The sequence below is a fragment of the Salinivibrio sp. IB868 genome, assembly GCF_001995655.1.
Taxonomy (GTDB): Bacteria; Pseudomonadota; Gammaproteobacteria; order Enterobacterales; family Vibrionaceae; genus Salinivibrio; species Salinivibrio siamensis.
In genome coordinates this window covers 62,321-83,657 of sequence record NZ_MUEW01000013.1, presented here as the reverse complement: position 1 = coordinate 83,657, position 21,337 = coordinate 62,321, and the positions used below count along the sequence as shown (strand labels likewise).

Annotated in this window: 18 protein-coding genes and 1 rRNA gene; 7 read left to right on the top strand and 12 right to left on the bottom strand. The window is 50.5% G+C overall.

Annotated features, from left to right (window positions below; translation table 11 throughout):
• From BZG20_RS14025 to BZG20_RS14010, 4 genes are all read right to left on the bottom strand, one after another.
• Nucleotides 1–129: ribosomal RNA gene (locus BZG20_RS14025) — 16S ribosomal RNA — on the bottom strand; the annotation flags it as partial.
• Nucleotides 130–684: 555 nt separating this feature from the next.
• Nucleotides 685–1,230 carry a menaquinone-dependent protoporphyrinogen IX dehydrogenase gene (gene hemG, locus BZG20_RS14020; protein WP_077579401.1) on the bottom strand — a complete coding sequence of 182 codons (546 nt, stop codon included), beginning with the start codon at nt 1,228–1,230 and terminating at the stop codon, nt 685–687.
• A gap of 21 nt (nt 1,231–1,251) precedes the next feature.
• On the bottom strand, nt 1,252–2,709 hold the full coding sequence (locus tag BZG20_RS14015) for a TrkH family potassium uptake protein (protein ID WP_046074830.1): 1,458 nt from the start codon (nt 2,707–2,709) through the stop codon (nt 1,252–1,254).
• A 67-nt stretch (nt 2,710–2,776) separates the two neighbouring features.
• Complete coding sequence (locus BZG20_RS14010; RefSeq protein ID WP_046074893.1) at nt 2,777–3,415, bottom strand: YigZ family protein; 639 nt, start codon at nt 3,413–3,415, stop codon at nt 2,777–2,779.
• A 216-nt stretch (nt 3,416–3,631) separates the two neighbouring features.
• Between BZG20_RS14010 and fadB the strand changes: the two genes are divergently transcribed.
• The 3 genes from fadB (at nt 3,632) to BZG20_RS13995 (ending at nt 8,144) form a co-directional block, all read left to right on the top strand.
• Nucleotides 3,632–5,812 carry a fatty acid oxidation complex subunit alpha FadB gene (gene fadB, locus BZG20_RS14005; protein WP_046074831.1) on the top strand — a complete coding sequence of 727 codons (2,181 nt, stop codon included), beginning with the start codon at nt 3,632–3,634 and terminating at the stop codon, nt 5,810–5,812.
• Nucleotides 5,813–5,828: 16 nt separating this feature from the next.
• Nucleotides 5,829–6,992 (top strand): acetyl-CoA C-acyltransferase FadA, encoded by a 1,164-nt coding sequence (gene fadA / locus BZG20_RS14000; protein ID WP_046074832.1) that lies wholly within the window; start codon nt 5,829–5,831, stop codon nt 6,990–6,992.
• A gap of 159 nt (nt 6,993–7,151) precedes the next feature.
• Entirely contained in the window at nt 7,152–8,144 is a 993-nt protein-coding gene (locus tag BZG20_RS13995; protein ID WP_077579400.1) for an MDR family oxidoreductase, read from the top strand.
• Between the two features lie 130 nt (nt 8,145–8,274).
• Here BZG20_RS13995 and BZG20_RS15965 read toward each other — a convergent pair whose 3' ends face one another.
• Nucleotides 8,275–8,478: a hypothetical protein gene (locus BZG20_RS15965; protein ID WP_077607307.1), complete on the bottom strand. Its 204-nt coding sequence runs from the start codon at nt 8,476–8,478 to the stop codon at nt 8,275–8,277.
• Between the two features lie 121 nt (nt 8,479–8,599).
• On the opposite strand from BZG20_RS15965, the gene tusA reads away from it, so the two are divergent.
• On the top strand, nt 8,600–8,848 hold the full coding sequence (gene tusA, locus BZG20_RS13990) for a sulfurtransferase TusA (protein ID WP_046074835.1): 249 nt from the start codon (nt 8,600–8,602) through the stop codon (nt 8,846–8,848).
• Nucleotides 8,849–8,881: 33 nt separating this feature from the next.
• On the opposite strand, the gene BZG20_RS13985 is transcribed toward tusA, so the two are convergent.
• Nucleotides 8,882–9,442, bottom strand: a complete 561-nt coding sequence (locus tag BZG20_RS13985; protein WP_046074836.1) for a TMEM165/GDT1 family protein — start codon at nt 9,440–9,442, stop codon at nt 8,882–8,884.
• 374 nt (nt 9,443–9,816) lie between these two features.
• Between BZG20_RS13985 and glyQ the strand changes: the two genes are divergently transcribed.
• From glyQ to BZG20_RS13970, 3 genes are all read left to right on the top strand, one after another.
• Nucleotides 9,817–10,728 (top strand): glycine--tRNA ligase subunit alpha, encoded by a 912-nt coding sequence (gene glyQ / locus BZG20_RS13980; RefSeq protein WP_046074837.1) that lies wholly within the window; start codon nt 9,817–9,819, stop codon nt 10,726–10,728.
• A 9-nt stretch (nt 10,729–10,737) separates the two neighbouring features.
• Nucleotides 10,738–12,807, top strand: coding sequence for a glycine--tRNA ligase subunit beta (gene glyS, locus BZG20_RS13975; protein WP_077579399.1), 2,070 nt, complete (start codon nt 10,738–10,740; stop codon nt 12,805–12,807).
• 376 nt (nt 12,808–13,183) lie between these two features.
• The gene (locus tag BZG20_RS13970; protein WP_077579398.1) at nt 13,184–14,437 is read left to right on the top strand and encodes a valine--pyruvate transaminase; all 1,254 of its coding nucleotides are present in this window, start codon (nt 13,184–13,186) and stop codon (nt 14,435–14,437) included.
• Between the two features lie 663 nt (nt 14,438–15,100).
• Here the strand turns inward: BZG20_RS13970 and BZG20_RS13965 are convergent.
• From BZG20_RS13965 to dnaN, 6 genes are all read right to left on the bottom strand, one after another.
• A complete protein-coding gene (locus tag BZG20_RS13965; protein ID WP_046074840.1) occupies nt 15,101–15,538 on the bottom strand; it encodes an Hsp20 family protein in 438 nt (145 codons plus the stop codon).
• Between the two features lie 213 nt (nt 15,539–15,751).
• A complete protein-coding gene (locus BZG20_RS13960; RefSeq protein WP_077579397.1) occupies nt 15,752–16,150 on the bottom strand; it encodes a VOC family protein in 399 nt (132 codons plus the stop codon).
• A 29-nt stretch (nt 16,151–16,179) separates the two neighbouring features.
• Nucleotides 16,180–16,557 carry a VOC family protein gene (locus tag BZG20_RS13955; RefSeq protein WP_046074842.1) on the bottom strand — a complete coding sequence of 126 codons (378 nt, stop codon included), beginning with the start codon at nt 16,555–16,557 and terminating at the stop codon, nt 16,180–16,182.
• A 159-nt stretch (nt 16,558–16,716) separates the two neighbouring features.
• Nucleotides 16,717–19,134 (bottom strand): DNA topoisomerase (ATP-hydrolyzing) subunit B, encoded by a 2,418-nt coding sequence (gyrB, locus tag BZG20_RS13950; RefSeq protein WP_077579396.1) that lies wholly within the window; start codon nt 19,132–19,134, stop codon nt 16,717–16,719.
• 18 nt (nt 19,135–19,152) lie between these two features.
• Entirely contained in the window at nt 19,153–20,232 is a 1,080-nt protein-coding gene (gene recF, locus BZG20_RS13945; protein ID WP_077579395.1) for a DNA replication/repair protein RecF, read from the bottom strand.
• A gap of 3 nt (nt 20,233–20,235) precedes the next feature.
• A complete protein-coding gene (gene dnaN / locus BZG20_RS13940; protein WP_077579394.1) occupies nt 20,236–21,336 on the bottom strand; it encodes a DNA polymerase III subunit beta in 1,101 nt (366 codons plus the stop codon).
• Between the last annotated feature and the right edge of the window lies 1 nt (nt 21,337).

The following is a 21,337-nucleotide window of genomic DNA, read 5'->3' as shown; positions in this document are numbered from 1 at the left end:
TACTCACCCGTCCGCCGCTCGACGTCCAGTAAATCCACCGAAGCTTCAATACTGCCGTTTCCGCTCGACTTGCATGTGTTAGGCCTGCCGCCAGCGTTCAATCTGAGCCATGATCAAACTCTTCAATTTAAGTTTTGGTGTTTGCTTTCCCAAAAGGAAAGACAAACGGCTCGATAAATACTGTTTTGTTCGTCTCTTGCGAGACAAACGAATTGACTGTGCCGAACAACTGTAAAAGTTGTCGTTTGGTCACTCAGTTCATCGAATAAATCTCTTTGTCTATTCTCAACGAGTGCCCACACAGATTGCATAGGTCAAATTGTTAAAGAGCGTTGACGTTGCGAAGCTGCGCTTCGCTTGGTCAGGGCTGCGTATCTTACGCGCCTTGCCGTTAAAGTCAAGAAGAAATTTTATCTTTTATTTTCAACCCGCCGGGTGAAATAAAACCTCTTTTTGACTCCCCTAACGCTTGGCGTTAAGTAGGCCGGCCATCTTAATCTTTTAAAAACTCACGTCAAGCGTTTATTTTTATTTGATTTTTTGCCCCGACATGGCCGCTGAACGCTTGCCCTGCGTGCCGTGTCGATGGAGGCGCATTATAGAGAAACCACTCACCTTCGCAAGACTAAAAAGCGACTTTTTTTAGAAAAAGTCGCCGTTCGGTCAAACAATCAGCGTTATGGCCTAAAAGCGGGCAAATTGCTCGCTAAATTCCGCCACTTTTCGCCAATCCGTGTATTCAACCTCTTTGGTCGTATCCGTCTCCCCACCCGTGATATGCATGATGAAGCGAATCATCACTCGATCAAACCATTTATAACGTGGATAGTAGAGTGCGCCGGCAAAGACACCATGCAGTTCGGGGGTCCAGGGTGACTTTTCGATAAACTTACGGCTATAAGCGCTGGTTTCTGGCGTATCTTTCCCCGGTTTACGCGCGGTGAGATTGACACTAAAAAATGCTGCTTTCACGGTTTTAAGCTGATCTGCATGCGCATCAATGAATTGATATAGCTTTTTATTAAAATGGCCATAGCGAATAGACGCACCAATCAGTATCCGATCGTATTGGCTGAGATCAATGTCTGGCCGCTGATGAATATCTTTCACCTCACACTGCGCCGAAACCCCCAGCTGTTGCTCGATAAAATGCAGGATTTTCTTGGTCTGCCCTTCTCGGCTGGAATGTAGCAGTAAGACTTTTTGCGTTGCGTTGCTTTGCTCGCTCATGTCCTCTCCTTCCCCATACGGCTAGCTCCGCCAGAATGTGGGAGTAAATAAAACCAATAATGTGAATATTTCTAAACGACCGAATAGCATGGCAAGGATCAATACCCACTTCGCCGTGTCATTAATATCGCCAAAGTGAGCAGCCACTTCGCCTAGCCCTGGGCCTAGGTTATTGAGGGTCGCTGCAACGGCTGAAAACGCCGTTAGCTCTTCAATGCCAGTGGCTATCAAGGCCAACATACAAATGACAAATACCAGCGCGTAGGCGGAGAAGAACCCCCATACGGCATCAACCACTTGCTGCCGTAGCGCCTTATTACCCACTTTGATGGTGTATACCGCGCGAGGGTGCACCAAGCGTTTCAATTCTCGCGTTCCTTGGAGTGACAACAGCAAGATACGAATGACCTTCATCCCGCCACCGGTCGAGCCTGCACACCCACCAATAAATGACGAGAACAAGAGTAAAACGGGGAGGAACAACGGCCAATGGGCAAAGGTTGTGGTGGTATACCCCGCGGTGGTTGATATTGATACCGACTGAAATAGCGCCTGGGTGAAGGTTTCTGTGGCGCTCTCATAAACCTGATGCCCGCTCAGCATGGTAAACACCACCAGCCATAGTAGGAACTGAATCACCAAAAACGCGCGAAATTCTGGATCACGCAAGTAAAACTTTAGATTGAGCCCATTATTGGCAAAGGCGGCGAAATGGAGAGAAAAGTTACACGCAGAGATCAACAGAAACACCACAGTGATGAGATTAACCGCAGTGCTATCAAAGTGACCAATGCTGGCATCATGGGTTGAGAACCCGCCGATGGCAACGGTCGAAAAGCTGTGCCCAATGGCATCAAAGGCAGACATGCCCGCCAGCCAGTAGGCCAAGGCACAACTTACGGTTAAAGTCAGATAAATGTACCAGAGCACCTTGGCAGTCTCAGCGATCCGAGGTGTCATCTTGGTATCTTTCACGGGGCCAGGGATCTCGGCGCGATAAAGCTGCATCCCCCCGATGCCGAGTACCGGTAAGATGGCCACCGCCAGGACAATGATCCCCATACCACCAAACCACTGTAGCAACTGCCGATAGAACAAAATCGCTTTAGGTAACTCATCTAGCCCCACAATGACGGTTGCGCCCGTCGTGGTTAAACCAGAAAAGGACTCAAAAAACGCCTCGCTCACGGAAAGATCGGGCTGTTCAGACAGCATCAACGGAACTGCCCCTGCACTGCCGATCACCGTCCAGAATAATACAACAATCAAAAAGCCATCACGTGCTTTGAGTTCATGCCGATAATTTCGATTGGGGAACCAAAGTAACCCGCCACCCGCGAGTAGTAGAAAAAACGTCAAAACAAAAGGATAGCCCGCACCATCACGATAGATAAACGCAACCAATGCAGGCGCTAACATGGTGATGCTGAACAGGGCCAGCAGGAGTCCGACAATGCGGGTAATGGAACGAAATTGCATAGCCTGACGTGGCCCTCTTATCGGCGGTAGCGACTTTCTACCGTCTCGTCGTTACACGTAAAGCAGGCTAAGTGCCTGACGTTGTCTTATGTTCTAACGGGTGCGCGCTTGCTTGTCCGCGGGTTTGATTTTTAAGTGCTTCAAGAAACACATCGATATAGCGCGCATCGATACGCACACTCAATCGCACATTATGGCTGAATTCTGCATCGAGCTGAACGCCATCGTACTGCTTGAGTAGCGATTCTATCGTATCAATGTGAGCATATTCACAGCTTATCGTGTAAGGGACTGTCACTGCCACTTCTCGCGTGGTCAAAAGGCCCAGGGCTTGCTGCACACTACTGCCATACGCTTTGACCAAGCCCCCAGTACCCAGTTTAATCCCGCCAAAATAGCGTACTACCACGGCACAAATCTCACCGACGTTCGCACCAGATAACTGCGCAAGCATCGGCTTGCCTGCCGTTCCCGCTGGCTCACCATCATCGCCACACCCCCATTGCACGGAAGATTCAGGCCGGCCTGCGACAAATGCCCAGCAGTGATGCCGTGCATCAGGATACGCTTCTCGCAACGATTGAATAAATTGCTTTGCCTCTTGTTCTCCGGGCGTATGAGCAAGATACGTAATAAACCGGCTTTTTTTGATTTCAAGCTCGTGCCTCACGGTGTCAGCAGGCACTGCGTATGGGGTGATAGGCATCATGGTACAACCTTTATGTCTCAGCGATGCACTGTATCATATTCCCTCAAGCACGACAGGGACTCGACCACAGTAAAAACAACCCACACCACATATTTTAAACATTTGTTTAACTTTTGGTTGTCATTTCTTATAACAATGATCCACACTAGGTCGCATCTGGTCTAACCAGAACACTATTCAACCAGGATGGTACTGCCAACGTGGAGAACAACCATGATCTACCAAGGAGATAACCTATCAGTTCGTGCTTTGGATAACGGCATTGCAGAACTGACCCTAGACAGCCAAGGTTCTGTCAACAAATTGGATCTGGCAACGCTAGAAAGCTTAGACCAAGCCCTCGATGCCTTGTCGGGTCGCGATGATATTAAAGGACTGCTGCTGACCTCTGCTAAATCAGCCTTTATTGTCGGCGCAGACATTACCGAATTTCTCGGATTGTTTGCCAAACCCGACCAAGAACTGTCTGATTGGGTATCTCGCGCCAATGCCATTTTCAATCGTTTAGAAGATTTACCCTATCCCACCCTTAGTGCCGTCAATGGCCATGCACTCGGCGGTGGCTGTGAGTGCATACTCGCGACCGATTTACGTGTAGCAGGTCAGGACGCGCGTATCGGTCTTCCTGAAACCAAGCTCGGTATTATGCCCGGCTTCGGTGGTACCGTGCGCTTGCCTCGACTTATCGGCGCCGATACCGCGATGGAAATCATCACTGCTGGGAAAGAAAAACGCGCGTCCGCGGCATTAAAAGAAGGCGTAGTGGATGCCGTTGTCGATAACGCGCACCTGCGTGACGCGGCGATTCGAATGCTAGGCCAAGCGATCGACGAAAAAATTGACTGGCAAAGCCGTCGCCAACAGAAAAAACAACCACTGAAGCTTAACCGCACCGAGGCAGCGATGAGCTTTACCATGGCCAAAGGCATGGTGGCACAAGTTGCAGGGAAACATTATCCGGCTCCAATGACGGCAGTGACGGCCATTGAAGAAGCCGCAGGGATGACACGCGATGAGGCACTTGAGGTTGAAAACCGCTATTTCGTCAAGCTAGCCAAAACCGATGTCGCACAAGCCTTGGTGGGCATTTTCCTCAATGACCAGGTCATCAAAGGCAACGCGAAAAAAGCTGCCAAACAAGGTAAAGATACACAACGTGGTGCGGTATTAGGCGCAGGCATCATGGGCGGCGGCATTGCCTATCAATCGGCACTGAAAGGCGTGCCGGTGATGATGAAAGACATCGCCCAAGCCTCACTCGACCTCGGTATGAAAGAAGCAACCAAGCTGCTGAATAAGCAGCTAGAGCGTGGTCGTGTCGATGGTTTTAAAATGGGCCAAGTATTGTCGTCAATCACCCCAAGTCTTCACTATGCGGGCATTGAGCAAAGTGACGTGATCGTCGAGGCCGTGGTCGAGAACCCGAAAGTGAAAACCAGCGTCCTCAAAGAAGTCGAAGCGCTAGTCAGTGACGACACGGTCATTGCGTCCAACACCTCTACCATTCCTATCAATACACTGGCGAAGTCATTGGCCCGTCCAGAAAACTTCTGTGGCATGCACTTCTTTAACCCGGTTCATCGCATGCCATTAGTGGAAGTGATTCGTGGCGAGAAAACCTCTGATGAAACCATCGCACGCGTGGTGGCTTACGCCGCCAAGATGGGTAAGTCGCCCGTGGTCGTCAACGACTGCCCCGGCTTTTTCGTCAACCGTGTATTGTTCCCCTACTTCCATGCCTTTAGCTTGCTACTTCGTGACGGGGTGGACTTCCAGCGCATTGATAAAATCATGGAAAAACAATTTGGCTGGCCGATGGGTCCGGCGTATCTGCTTGACGTGGTCGGTATTGATACCGCACATCATGCGCAGGCAGTGATGGCAGAAGGCTTCCCAGACCGCATGAGTAAGTCTGGCCGCGATGCCATTGATGTGATGTTTGAGGCCGAGCGCTTTGGTCAGAAGAATGGCAAAGGCTTCTACCGCTACACCACAGACAAAAAAGGCAAGCCGAAAAAAGAAGCCGATGAAGCCGTCCCTGCTTTGCTCGCACCCGTAATTGAAGGGGGTCAAGCAGAGATCAGTGACGAGGATATTATCGCTCGCATGATGGTGCCGATGATCAACGAAGTCGCCCGCTGTTTGGAAGAAAACATCATTGCCTCTCCGGCAGAAGCAGACATTGCTTTGGTTTACGGTATCGGCTTCCCGCCATTCCGAGGCGGTGCCTTCCGTTATGTCGATACTTTGGGTGTTGATAACTACGTCGCCATGGCTGACAAATTCTCTGAGCTCGGCGCTTTGTATCATGTTCCTACGGATATGAAACGTCGTGCCAGCGATAAACAGGCTTACTTTGATGTCACACCGGTCAACGCACCGCAATCAGCCTAAGTTTAAGGAGAGAACAATGAACAATGTAGTGATCGTTGACTGTATCCGTACCCCCATGGGCCGTTCGAAAGGCGGTGTGTTTCGCCACGTTCGTGCTGAAGATCTATCCGCGCACCTAATGAAGTCTCTATTGGTACGTAACCCTGGGGTAGACAGCACCAGTATTGAAGACATCTACTGGGGCTGTGTACAACAAACGCTCGAGCAAGGTTTCAACATTGCCCGTAATGCGGCGCTCCTTGCTGGCATTCCACATAGCGTGGGTGCCACCACGGTCAACCGCCTGTGTGGCTCGTCGATGCAGGCACTGCACGATGCGGCTCGCGCAATCATGGTCGGTGATGGCGACACCTTCTTGATTGGTGGTGTCGAACACATGGGCCACGTGCCAATGAACCATGGTGTCGACTTCCACCCTGGCTTATCTAAGTCAGTCGCTAAAGCCGCTGGCATGATGGGACTTACCGCAGAAATGCTCGGTCGCATGCATGGCATCAGTCGTGAAATGCAAGACCAGTTTGCCGCTCGTTCTCATGCCCGTGCGCATGCCGCCACCGTGGAAGGCCGTTTTAGAGATGAGATTGCGCCTATTGAGGGCCATGATGCCGATGGCTTACTCACTTTGGTGGAAGACGATGAAGTGATTCGTCCAGAAACCACCGTAGAGAGCCTCGCTGGTTTACGCCCCGCCTTTGACCCTGCCAATGGCACAGTAACCGCTGGCTCGTCGTCGGCACTATCGGATGGTGCCTCTGCAATGTTGGTGATGAGTGAAGAAAAGGCCAAAGCCTTGGGGCTGCCTATCCGTGCACGTATCCGTGCCATGGGCGTCGCCGGCTGTGACCCATCCATTATGGGATATGGTCCGGTCCCAGCGACCAAAAAAGCGCTCAAACGTGCGGGCCTAAGCATCGATGACATTGACTTGGTCGAACTGAATGAGGCATTTGCCGCCCAGTCTCTGCCTTGTGTCAAAGATCTTGGCCTGATGGATAAAGTGGATGACAAAGTTAACCTCAACGGTGGTGCAATTGCACTGGGTCACCCGCTAGGCTGTTCCGGCGCACGCATCTCGACCACCTTACTACATCAAATGGAGCGCCAAGATGCTACCTTAGGCTTAGCGACCATGTGCATTGGTCTCGGTCAGGGGATTGCGACAGTGTTCGAACGCGTCTAACCACAATGCGCACTTTCATCAATAAAGAGCGGCTACGTCCGCTCTTTTTTTGGCTTGCGTCATCCCGCACGCAATCGCATAGTGATTGATGTAACGCATGTGGTGGTAACATCATCTGGCCTAGTATGGCCACTCACTGACTTCAACCGGGAGAATGCCATGTTTAACGCGCTTGTCCTTGAACAACACGAAAAGCAAACCCTCGCCAAAATCACCTCACTCGATGATGACCTTCTTCCAGAAGGCAATGTCACCGTCAATGTTGATTTCAGCTCCCTCAATTATAAAGACGGCTTAGCCATTACCGGCAAAGGTAAGATTGTTCGCCAATTCCCCATGGTGCCAGGGATCGACTTTGCCGGCACAGTTGCCGATAGCCAACACCCCGACTATCAACCCGGAGATAAAGTGGTGCTCACTGGTTGGGGCGTCGGTGAAGCACACTGGGGAGGCATGGCAGAGAAAGCGCGTGTTAATGGCGACTGGCTCGTTCCCCTTCCTGAGGGGCTCACTGCGCAACAAGCAATGATGGTAGGCACCGCGGGGTTTACCGCGATGTTATGTGTGCAAGCCTTAATCGATGGTGGCGTCAAACCTGAAGATGGCCCAGTGTTAGTCACCGGTGCCAGTGGCGGCGTTGGCTCTGTCGCGGTCACCTTATTGCATGCGTTGGGCTATCGCGTCAGTGCCGTCACAGGCCGACTTGAAGCCAACCAAGCGTGGCTTAAGCAACTAGGCGCTGACGAAGTGCAACCGCGTGAGTCCTTTAGCGCACCAGGTCGCCCGCTGGACAAGCAACAGTGGGCAGGCGCAATTGATACCGTGGGCAGTCAAATGCTCGCCAATGTCCTTTCACAAATCCAGTACGGTGGCACAGTTGCCGCATGCGGCCTTGCCGGCGGTTTCGATTTACCCGCCACTGTGATGCCGTTTATTTTGCGCAATGTGCGATTGCAAGGTGTCGATTCAGTCTCTTGCCCGAAAGCGCAACGTCAAGCTGCGTGGCAGTCACTGACCAAGCTATTGCCCGCCAGTTACTTTGAACAGGCGTGCCACACCATCGCACTGGCGCAAACCCCAGAGTATGCGGATAAAATTATTCAGGGCGAGGTGAAAGGCCGCGTCGTTATCGAGATCGCTCACCAAGACTAATCCGCGCAAAAAGGCCAATCTTTATTACGGGTTGGCCTTTATTGGCGACGTGCAGACAAAAAAAATCCCGCTCGAAGAGCGGGGAAGCCCAAGAAAACTGGGAGTGAGTGTAGCTGTTGAGTGAGTTAGCCTAGTCAGGCTGCGAGCGTGGCGTTGAGGTCGATAAGGCTTCTACCAATAACCCCAAGGCTGCGGCGCAGATTGCTAGTGTTGCCAAGAGAGTGTGCTCATGACTGTGCGTTAATCCCCAAAAAGCGAGTCCGCTAAGCCCTGTGTAAGCAGCGATACGGTGTCCATAAGCCAAGCTCAATGTGCTCGTTTGTGCTTTTCTCATGATCCCGCCTTTCGTTAACGACTTGTTAAATAATTTACACAACTCATTTACAAGCGCAACCCTGTTTGAATAATTTGTCGCCATAAGTATGATCAGGTCGACACTTTTTGAGGTAAAAATAATGACACTCGCTTTTGACCACGCCGATCTTCAACTTGATGCCTTAGGCCTGCGCTGCCCGGAGCCTGTAATGATGGTACGTAAACGTATCCGTCATATGGACGAGGGACAAACCTTGCTGATTACCGCCGATGATCCCTCAACCACGCGTGATATTCCCAGCTTTTGTCGTTTTATGGATCACACCCTTATCGCAGCCCAAACAGAGAGCGTGCCGTTTCAGTTTTTGATCAAAAAAGGGCTGGCATAACGCCAACCCTTACTCATTCATCATTGTCCTGCGTTAGCTCAGTAGATACCAAGTATCGAGCACAGCCAATGCGGCAAACATCGCCGCCGCGAGCACCCGCACGACAGCAAGCGGGACATGGCGCTGAATTTTATCACCCGCCAGCACCACAGGGACATTGGCTAGCAACATACCAATGGTTGATCCAATCACTACCACCCACAACGCTTCATTAAACTGTGCGCCCAATGCGGTCGTGGCGAGCTGGGTTTTATCGCCAATTTCTGCGACAAAGAACGCACTGAAGCTCGCCCAAAACGCGCTTTTGCCCTGAATACCTTCATCCTCAAGCTTATCCGGGATCAGCATCCATACCGCCATCACGCCAAAACTGATGATCAAAATAATATGCAATACGGTATCGGTCAGAATATCGGCCGCAACCACGCCGAGCCAAGCAGCAATGGCGTGATTGACTAACGTCGCCAATAAAATGGCACTGATAATCACCGCAGGTTTACGAAAACGTGTCGCTAACGCCAGCGATAGTAGTTGGGTTTTATCCCCGATTTCCGCCAAGGTGACGGTAGAGATAGAAATGGCAAGAACGCTCATGACATTGCTCATCTGGGGCAGGGCTTATTATGATTCAACCACGACAACACACGCCCCACCCCGGTTCGTGCGATTGTCGTTGGTCTCGTCAAGCCCAGAGCACCTAATGGCAGGCTTGCAATCACCATGAAGATTTTGCTTCAACTATGTTGATGATTGCCCCACTGACTGTGCAGTGGTCGACTACTCCCCAAGACGGCGCTAGTGTACGATTTGAACAATCGCTTGGCAACTTCTATTCCTCTTGCCCCTGCACGGAGAAAATAAGCGCCTCAAAGGCGCACAAAAATCCGCCAGCCCCCTACTGCTTGAGCGCGCTGCGAGTTATAATTGCCAGCTATTTTCTCCATTCATCAACTCGCGCGAACCTGACAATGCATAAATTCGATATCAAAACCTTTCAGGGTATGATCCTCGCGCTGCAGGATTATTGGGCCCAGCAAGGCTGTACTATTGTTCAGCCGCTAGACATGGAAGTGGGTGCAGGTACCTCCCACCCAATGACATGCTTGCGTGCACTTGGTCCAGAGCCCATTGCAGCGGCTTACGTTCAACCTTCTCGTCGTCCTACCGATGGGCGTTATGGCGAGAACCCGAACCGTCTGCAGCACTACTACCAGTTTCAAACCATCCTGAAGCCGTCACCCGATAACATTCAAGAGCTGTATTTAGGCTCGCTGCGAGTGCTGGGAATTGACCCAGAAGTCCACGACATTCGCTTTGTGGAAGATAACTGGGAAAACCCAACGCTTGGCGCTTGGGGCCTCGGCTGGGAAGTCTGGCTGAACGGGATGGAGATCACCCAGTTTACCTACTTCCAGCAAGTCGGCGGATTGGAATGTAAACCGGTCACCGGTGAGATTACCTACGGTATCGAACGTCTGGCGATGTACATTCAAGAAGTCGATTCTGTGTATGATCTGGTTTGGACCGATGGCCCATTTGGCAAAGTCACCTACGGCGATATTTTCCACCAAAACGAAGTGGAGCAATCGACCTATAACTTTGAACACGCTGATGTTGATTTTCTGTTCCGCTACTTTGATCAGTGCGAAGCCGAAAGTACCAAGCTTCTGGATCTCGAGCAGCCGCTCCCTTTGCCTGCTTACGAACAGATCCTAAAAGCCGGTCATGCGTTCAACCTGCTGGATGCGCGTAAAGCCATCTCAGTGACTGAACGTCAACGCTATATTCTGCGCATTCGCACACTGACTAAACGTGTCGCCGAAGCCTACTACGCATCTCGCGAAGCGCTGGGCTTCCCGATGTGCCGACACACCAAATAAGGGAGCATCATGGCAACGCAAAATTTCCTGATTGAGCTCGGCACTGAAGAGCTACCACCCACAGCCTTGCGCACCTTGGCTGAAGCTTTTGCCAGCCAATTCGACGCACAATTGAAAGACGCTGATCTGAGCCACCAAGGCATTACTTGGTACGCCTCCCCACGTCGCTTAGCACTTAAAGTGGCGGCGTTGAGCGATCGCCAGCCAGATAAAGTGGTTGAGAAGCGCGGTCCTGCGGTCAGTGCCGCCTTTGACGCAGATGGCAACCCCACCAAAGCGGCCATGGGTTGGGCGCGCGGTAACGGGATTGACGTGAGCGAGGCCGAGCGCCTAAAAACCGATAAAGGTGAATGGTTGCTGTATCGTCAACACGTACCCGGTCAAGCCATCGACACCTTATTGCCGGTACTGGCCGATAACGCCCTAGGCAAGCTGCCTATTCCTAAACCCATGCGCTGGGGTGACAAAGACACCCAGTTTATCCGCCCAGTGAAAACCTTGGTGATGCTGTATGGGGACACCTTGATTGAAGGCACTATCCTAGGCGTGGCGTCTGATCGCGTGATTCGAGGTCACCGCTTTATGGGTGTATCGAGCCTAACGCTGGATCATGCTGACCAATACCCAGAGCGTCTTGAGCGTGAAGGTAAAGTCATGGCCGATTATGAAAAGCGTAAGGCGTTGATTATTAAAGATGCCAAAGCAGCGGCTGACGCAGTTGGCGGGATTGCTGAGCTTGATGAAGACTTGGTTGAAGAAGTCACCTCACTGGTAGAATGGCCAGTGGTACTGACGGCCTCTTTCGAGGACAAGTTCCTTAAGGTGCCATCAGAAGCGCTGGTGTACACCATGAAAGGCGACCAAAAGTACTTCCCGGTTTATGACGCTAACGGCGAGCTACTGCCCAAGTTCATCTTCGTGTCGAACATTGAATCGAAAGATCCGGCGCAGGTTATCTCAGGGAATGAAAAAGTCGTGCGTCCTCGCCTCGCGGATGCGGAGTTCTTCTTTGATACTGACCGCAAGCGCCCATTGATTGATCGCCTGCCAGAGCTTGATAGCGCGGTATTCCAAAAGCAATTAGGTACCATCAAAGATAAAACCGATCGCATTACTGCACTCGCAGGACAGATTGCAGAGCGTATCGGCGCCGACAAGTCACACACTGAGCGCGCGGGCCAACTGGCTAAGTGCGATCTCATGACCTCGATGGTGTTTGAGTTCACCGAAACCCAAGGCGTGATGGGCATGCACTATGCGCGTCATGATGGCGAGCCCGAAGCCGTAGCGCTGGCACTGAATGAGCAATACTGGCCGCGCTTTGCCGGTGATAAGCTACCTACCACGCCGGTCTCTTCAGCACTCGCGATGGCTGACAAAATGGATACCATCGTGGGCATCTTTGGTATTGGTCAAGCACCGAAAGGGAGCGACCCCTTCGCCCTGCGTCGGGCCGCGTTAGGCGTTCTACGTATTATCGTCGAGAACGGCTATCAGCTTGAGCTTGTCGACCTCATCCGTGATGCCAAAGCTCAGTACGATGACCGTCTGACTCACAAAGAGGTAGAGGCGGATGTCCTCGACTTTATGCTAGGTCGTTTCCGCGCTTGGTACCAAGATATGGGCTATAGCGTTGATATCATCCAAGCCGTGTTGGCACGTCGTCCAACCAAGCCTGCTGATTTTGACAGCCGCGTTAAAGCGGTGTCGCACTTCCGCAGTCTTGAAGAAGCCGAAGCACTTGCCGCGGCCAACAAGCGTGTAGGCAATATCTTGGCCAAGTATGACGGCGAGCTCCCTAGCAGCGTCGATACTAGCTTGCTACAAGAAGACGCTGAAAAAGCATTGGCGGACGTGGTCGCTGAGAAAGTCGCTGCGGTTAAACCTTTATTTGCTGACAGCGATTATCAAGGCGCGTTGACGGAGCTGGCGCAATTGCGTACACCGGTTGATACCTTCTTTGATAACGTGATGGTTATGGCAGATGATCCTGCACTGAAAGCCAACCGTTTGGCGATGCTTCACCTTATCCGTGAGCAGTTCCTCAACGTGGCAGATATTTCTGTTCTACAGAAGTAATTATCAGCAACACACGATTCAGCCCCGCTATGACGCGGGGCTTTTTTTGGGTGTTGATACGCGGACGCCCCTCTTCGCTACCAATTCTCATCTACCTTGCTACCAGCTCTCAGCCTCGTTGGCTACCCAATTTAATGACGCTAATCACCCTGTTTGTCGAGCCAAGCCGAGTTGGTTTCACGTGGAACACTTGGATTTCTACCCCTCTAAGCGACTTTCGCCCTAGTGTGTACCGATAACGTAACAACCCCGTCAACCATACCCTTTAATGACGAGACGATAACAAACTTACCATGCTTTCTTTTACACAATAGATTGTTGTATGTTGATTGCAGCTTAACCACAACATCGATACAGATATTTAAAGGCAGTAATCATGGAAGTCACTCACTTTGGCGAGAAGTTCGCCAATCACTCGGGCATCACACAATTAATGGACGATCTTAATGACGGCTTACGTAATCCAGACGCCATTATGTTGGGGGGCGGCAACCCCGCGGCGATCCCGGAAATGCTCGACTACTTTAAGACGCTAAGCCAATCAATGCTCGACGACGGTAGTCTCGTTCACGCCATGGCAAACTACGATGGTCCACAAGGAAAATCGGCATTACTCAATGCCCTCGCCGAGCTGCTGAATAAGACTTATGGCTGGCAGCTGTCAAGCAAAAACATCATGCTGACCAATGGCAGCCAAAGTGCATTCTTTTATCTGTTTAACCTATTAGCGGGACGCTACGCCGATGGCAGCCACAAAAAAATCTTGTTGCCCCTCGCCCCCGAGTATATCGGCTATGGTGACGCCGGTATCAACGACGATATCTTTGTTAGCTACCAACCTGACATTGAATTATTGGATAACCGCCAATTCAAATACCACGTCGACTTTAGCCGCCTAACGATTGATGAAAGCATTGGCGCCATCTGTGCTTCCCGCCCGACTAACCCGACCGGGAATGTGCTAACCGATAGCGAAATCCAACAACTGGACCAACTCGCACGCGACAACAATATTCCTCTGATCATCGATAACGCTTATGGCACGCCCTTCCCGGATATTATTTTTGAAGACGTTGCACCGTTCTGGAATGACAACACCATACTCTGCTCGAGCCTCAGTAAGCTAGGTTTGCCTGGTGTGCGTTGCGGGATTGTGATTGCCAATGAAACGGTGATCAATGCGATGTCCAACATCAATGGTATCGTCAGCCTGTCGCCAAACAGTGTGGGGCCAGCAATGGCACTAGCAATGATAGAACGCGGTGATCTTTTACGCTTAAGCAAAGACGTCGTTCGTCCTTTCTACCAGCAAAAGTCACAGCGCACATTAAAGATGGTGCTTGAGACCATTAATGATGAGCGAGTTCGTGTTCATAAGCCAGAAGGAGCTATCTTCCTGTGGCTCTGGTTTAACGAGCTCCCAATCTCTACCCAAGAGTTATATAAACGCTTAAAAGCCCGCGGTGTACTGGTTGTCCCCGGAGAGTATTTCTTTATTGGTGTCGATCACGAAGGCTGGGATCATGCTAAGCAATGCATACGCATGAACTATGTCCAAGAGGATGATGCTATGCAACAAGGTATAAAAGTGATTGCTGAAGAAGTCGCGCGCGCCTACGACGAAGGATAAGTTTTGGTTTCACGTGGAACACAGATACATACATGTTCCACGTGAAACCTTTCATTAGACCTCTGGCAACGAGAAAATGCGCCATAACATTTTCCTAATTGGCCTCTATCTAACCTACCTTCCTAACCTACCTTCTTCTGCTGACGGACTACTTTCTCCTTTCGTCAGCTTAAGCCTTAATCACCGGTCGCTTGATCTAACTATCGAACCATTCTGCACCCCATATTTCCAAAAGGGGTAATACGGCGCAGTGTGAACAATCATTTGGTTTGGCTTGGCTTGGCTTGGCTTGGCTTGGCTTGGCTTGGCTTGGCTTGGCTTGGCTTGGCTTGGCTTGGCTTGGCTTGGCTTGGCTTGGCAAATAGTATTAGATCGTTCTATTAAGACAATCCAAATGTTTCACGTGAAACCTATCGACTCCAATCTGTGCGAATCTTATTCAAGTCCACGAATCTACGGAGAATCTTTTCGGCCAGGCTACAATCGTGGGTTCAACGTTCACCTTCATTCGCAAGGGCTATTCACCAACAGCGGCGAGTGAAAGAACGTGTCTTTAATACGAAGAATTGAAGCCAGCTAGTGAATCTGAACACCACGATTCGCTAGCCACAAAAAAGGGCAGCGGTGCTGCCCTCTCCTTTTTCGTATCGTTATGGCCGACACTTACTCAACGTTTTCGAGTAAACGGCTACCGATTTCGATACGACGAGGTTTCTCCTCTTCAGGCACCTCACGCACCAAATCAATATGAAGCATACCGTTTTCCATTTCCGCCCCCGTCACTTTAATATGATCGTCGAGGTGGAACTTGCGTTCGAAGTCACGCTCAGCAATGCCCTGATACAAGAACTTCGTATCTTGATTACGGCTGGCTTTTTTACCCGCAACCGTTAGGCTGTTCTTTTGTTGGGTAATGTCTACTTCGTCTTGGCTAAAGCCTGCTACCGCCATTGTGATTCGGTATTGGTTCTCTTTGCCTTGCTCAATATTGTAAGGAGGAAAACCACCTGCATTTGACGCATTCGTGTTTTCAACCAAATCAAACAAACGGTCAAAGCCAATCGCGGTACGATAGAGTGGAGAGAAATCAAAGTTACGCATAATCTTATCCTTCCTATGAAGCAATAAAATGTTATCTACGGCTTTCCAACCTGGACAAGCCCCCGGCGACCCAATGGCATCGCCTCATTACTGTATATAGGGTTGGGTAATTTGATTTCAAGCCTCATCGAACGATTTTTATCATCGCCAGACGTGTTACCGTTTTATCTACCCATACGGGTACGTTCAAATACCTCTGACCGCTTTAATAAACTACGGCTCTGGATGATGACATACCGCTTCAATGTTATTGCCGTCTGGGTCAATAAGAAATGCCCCAAAGTAATGGTTGTGATACATAGGCCTCAGACCTGGCTTACCATTATCGATTCCCCCAGCCTCCATTCCAGCATCGTAAAACGCCTCCACTGTCCCTCTTGTTGGTGATGAAAATGCTATATGACGAGGGGTATAGGGAGTCTGGGTTTCTATCACCCAAAAGATGGGCCGATCGCTTGGTCCAAAAGCACACATTCGCTGGGTCGGAAAATCAGTATTCCATTCTGCAACAAACTCCATTTGGATCGCATAGCCAAGCGGTTCAAACACCGAACGATAGAACTCTTTAGTTGCCGAGAAGTTCGTTGCGTAGGTACTTAGATGGTCAATCATAATTGCTCCTTATTGGAATAGCGATATGCTTAATCAAGCGGCGCAACGCGCACGAGATGCCCATCAGGGTCTTGAATCACGAATGTTCGACCAAACACATCATCGTAAGGAGCTTGCACAACATTGATGGTTAGGTTGTTCGACCATTGGTCAAAAACGGCATCAACGTCATCATTGGTAGGCACCATAATGCCAATTTCACTCAGTCGTGTCATCGAGGGTGAGGGCTGCTCGCCGCCTGTCCACAACGCGAATAAGGCATCTCCCTGCTCAGAGGCAGAAAACGCCACATACCTGGGACTGGTAAAGACAGGATCACATTGAAACAGTTGCTGATAGAAACCCACAGAACGGTCAATATCAGAAACATAAACCAATTGGAGATTAGCGCGCGTTTTTATAGACATCAGGATTCCTATCATTTTGTCGTTAAGGGAATGATAAGTGTACTCACGCCAAAAATACTGTATATAAAAACAGTTACATGTTGCGATTTGCCTCCCAAACAGGCATGAAAAAGGCCAGCAATGCTGGCCTTAATTGTTGATAAACAGTTGATTTATCACTTATACATCGAGGTTTTCTACTTTCAGCGCATTATTTTCGATAAACGCACGACGTGGCTCAACTTGATCACCCATCAAGGTGGTAAACAACTCATCCGCGGCAACCGCATCCTGAATCGTCACCTGCATCATACGACGACCTTCAGGATCCATAGTGGTTTCCCAAAGCTGCTCTGGGTTCATCTCTCCCAAACCTTTATAGCGCTGACGAGACACACCACGGGTTGACTCTTTGATTAACCAGTTGAGAGCTTGCTCAAAGCTCTCTACCGATTGCGTACGTTCACCGCGCTTAACATACGCCCCTTCATCCAGGAGATCATTTAAGGTTTCCGATAGGCTTGCGATTCGACCGTACTCTTTCGAGTTCAGGAAGTCATAGCTCACTAAGTATTTATAATCGACACCATGGGTGCGCACCACCAGCTCTGGCACCCATACCTGATGCTCTTCATCGAGTCGGCATGATGCCTGATACTGGCTTTCACCCGTCGACTTACGATTCAAAATCCCAACAATGTTTTCTACCCATTGCTTAGCCGCCCACTCGTCGCGCAGATCATCGACTGACAAACGCGGTTGATAAAGTAGCTCATTGAGTAGCGCGGCGGGATAGCGACGCTTCATACGCTGAATCAGCTTGAGCACACCATTGTACTCTTTCACCAACTTCTCAAGTGACTCGCCGTGCATCGCTGGCGCATCTGGGTTCACGAACAATGACGCATTCTCCAACGCCAATGCCACCTGATACTGCTCCATCGCCTCGTCATCTTTGATGTATTGCTCTTGCTTGCCCTTTTTCACTTTATAAAGCGGTGGTTGAGCAATATAAATATAGCCTCGCTCAATTAGCTCTGGCATTTGGCGATAGAAGAAGGTCAGCAGCAAGGTACGAATATGCGAGCCGTCGACATCCGCATCGGTCATGATGATGATGCTGTGATAACGTAGCTTGTCCGGATCGTACTCTTCCCGGCCAATCCCGCACCCCATTGCAGTGATCAGTGTCGCCACTTCTTGCGAGGACAACATCTTATCAAAACGGGCTTTCTCGACGTTGAGGATCTTACCTTTGAGCGGCAAAATCGCTTGGTTCTTACGGTTGCGCCCCTGCTTGGCTGAGCCGCCTGCAGAGTCACCCTCCACAATGTAGAGTTCAGATAGCGCCGGATCTTTTTCCTGGCAATCGGCAAGCTTGCCGGGAAGGCCAGCTAAATCCAACGCGCCTTTACGACGCGTCATTTCACGTGCTTTACGTGCCGCATCACGCGCACGGGCAGCGTCAATGATCTTGGTACACACTACTTTCGCATCGGCAGGGTGCTCAATAAGAAAGTCTGATAAGTGGCTGCTCATGGCGGATTCAACCGCCGATTTCACTTCCGATGACACCAGTTTGTCTTTGGTCTGGCTGGAGAACTTGGGATCCGGTACTTTCACCGAGACCACCGCGGTCAAGCCTTCACGGGCATCATCGCCAGACGTCGCGGCTTTGGCTTTTTTGGAATAACCTTCTTTGTCCATGAAGCTATTGAGCGTACGTGTCAATGCGCCACGAAAACCCGCAAGGTGAGTACCACCATCGCGCTGCGGAATATTGTTGGTAAAGCAGTAGATGTTTTCTTGATAGCCATCGTTCCACTGCATCGCCACTTCAACGCTAACCCCGTCTTCCCGAGTATGCTCAAAGTGGAAAACGGATGGGTGGATGGAGGTCTTCTTGTTGTTGAGGTGTTCGACAAACGCGCGGATGCCCCCTTCGTATTTAAAGTGGTCCGCTTTGTCTTCTTCGCGCTCGTCAATCAACTTGATGGAGACACCCGAATTAAGGAAAGACAACTCACGCAAGCGCTTGGCAAGCACGTCATAGTTGAAGTTGATATCAGAGAAAGTCTCTTCACTTGGCCAGAAACGAATACGGGTACCGGTTTGGTCGGTCTCACCCATTTCAGCCAGCGGTCCTAGAGGCTCACCGTGCGCAAAATTAAGCTGGTGAACATGGCCATTACGCCAAATAGTCAACTCGAGTTTTTCTGACAAGGCGTTGACCACCGACACCCCCACCCCGTGAAGGCCGCCAGAGACTTTATAAGAGTTGTCATCAAACTTACCGCCGGCGTGGAGGACGGTCATGATCACTTGTGCGGCCGATACACCTTCTTCCTCATGAATATCGACCGGGATACCACGACCATCGTCGCGAACCGATACCGAGCCATCCTCGTGGATGGTCGCCACGATATCATTACAATGTCCGGCCAGTGCTTCATCGATCGAGTTATCGACCACCTCAAACACCATGTGGTGCAGGCCGGTACCATCGTCGGTATCGCCGATATACATTCCCGGACGCTTACGCACGGCATCCAAGCCCTTCAGTACCTTGATACTCGATGAATCGTATTCGTTGGACATTGAGTTACTCTCGCTTATTTATCCTGCGTTAATTTTGCCATGTTCCACATGAAACATCTTACTATTTTCGTCGCAAATTTCCGCGACTTGATCGGCACTAATGGCGCTAACAAAAACCTGAGCCCCAATGCGGGTCAACTCACTGGCCAATAGTGCTCGCCGGCGACTGTCTAATTCGGAGGCAAAGTCATCGATTAAGTAGATACAAGCGATACCTTGCTCCTCGCTATACAACTGGCCTTGTGCAAGCCGAAGTGCACACACCATTAACTTTAACTGTCCGCGCGATAGCACATCATCGACTGGCGTACCTGCCACCTTGATGCGCAAATCGGCTTTATGCGGCCCTGATACCGTGTATCCCATTTGCTGGTCGCGCTCAAAGTTCGCCGCCAACAATGCCTGATAGTCTGCGCCTCGCTCCCATCCTTGGTAAAAACGAAACTGGATGGAAAACTCGGGAAGAAATGCTTGGCATAATGCCGTCGCTCGCGCGGAAACCGCATCAACGTAAGCCTGACGCCATGCGCTGATTTGTTCGGCAAGGCGTGCTAGTTCCGTATCCCATACTTGAATATCGCCATAGTGGCGCGCTGTTTTCAACGCGGCGTTGCGTTGCTTCGTTAGGCGCTTCACTCGTGTCCAAGCTTCAAAAAACCCTGGCTCAGAATGAAACACCCCCCAATCGATAAACGCACGACGAAACTTGGGCCCATCGGTTAATAACTCAAAACCTTCAGGGGTGATCAATTGCAATGGCAGCACTTTGGCCAGGGCCACCAGCTTTTGCCCTTTTTCTTGACCAATTTTAACATCTGCACTGCCGTCTCGGCGCTTTTGAATGCCGACCGGAAGCAAGATCCCATCTTGCGTTTTTACACGACCATGTACCGTAAGATTGGGTTGCTGATGACGAATCACTCGGCTGTTAAGCGCGCTACGAAAGGAGCGCCCATGACCGAGAAAGTGGATGGCTTCCAATACACTGGTTTTACCACTGCCATTGGGGCCAATTAAAAAGTTAAAGCCTGACGACAACTCAATATCGCAGGCTTCAATATTTCGAAAGTCGTGGACGACCAGTCGTGATAGCGCCATAACCTAGAGGCGAATTGGCATCACAACATACATGGCGTCTTCGCGATCGCAGTCCTCAATCAAGGTACTGCCCACCGCGTCTGTCATCGAAAAACGCACCTTGTCACAACGTAAAACATTGAGCACATCGAGCACGTAACTGACATTAAAACCGATTTCGATTGGCTCACCTTGATAGTCGACTTCCAAAAACTCTTCCGCTTCTTCTTGCTCAGGGTTGTTGGCGGAGATACGCAGCTCGCTACCTTCAATATTCATTCGCACGCCGCGAAATTTCTCGTTCGATAATACCGCGGCTAATGACAATGCTTGCTTGAGCTCAGCACAGTCGACCTCAAGCGTTCGGGAAGTGGATTGTGGCAACACACGCCGATAATCAGGAAAGCGTCCATCAACCAATTTAGAGGTAAAGGTCACATTGCCCACCACCGCACGAATATTAGACGCGCCAATTTGGATATTCACCGGGTGCTCGCTATCATCGAGCAAACGCGCCAACTCACTGACGCCTTTACGTGGCACAATCACTTGTTGTGCGGGCAACGCCTCTTCCATGGATAAATGACACACCGCCATCCGGTGGCCGTCCGTCCCAACGGTGCGCAGCGTATGCCCATCGGTTTCGAATAAGAGTCCATTGAGATAATAGCGTACATCTTGGTTCGCCATCGAAAACTGCGTGGCGTCAATCAGATGACCCAGCTTGCTTTGCGGTACTTGTAAGCTCACTTCGGCATGCCAGTCTTCGATGTTGGGATAATCTGAAGCCGGTAAGGTCGATAATGTAAAGCGGCTTCGTCCCGCTCGCACCACCACGCGGTCACCTTCTTGCGCCACAGTGATACGAGCTTCGCTATGTAAACCTTTGATGATATCCATAAACTTACGCGAAGGCACAGTGATCGCCCCATCAAGATGCTCACCGTCCAGCGGTGCGGTGGCATTGAGCTCGACCTCCATATCGGTCGCCGTCAGCTTGAGTTGCTGCTCCGCCACTTCAATCAATAGGTTACTTAAAATCGGCAAGGTACTACGCCCGCCTAGTGCCCCAGAAACTTGCTGAAGCGGTTGAAGTAATTGCTCACGCGTAAGAGTAAATTTCATA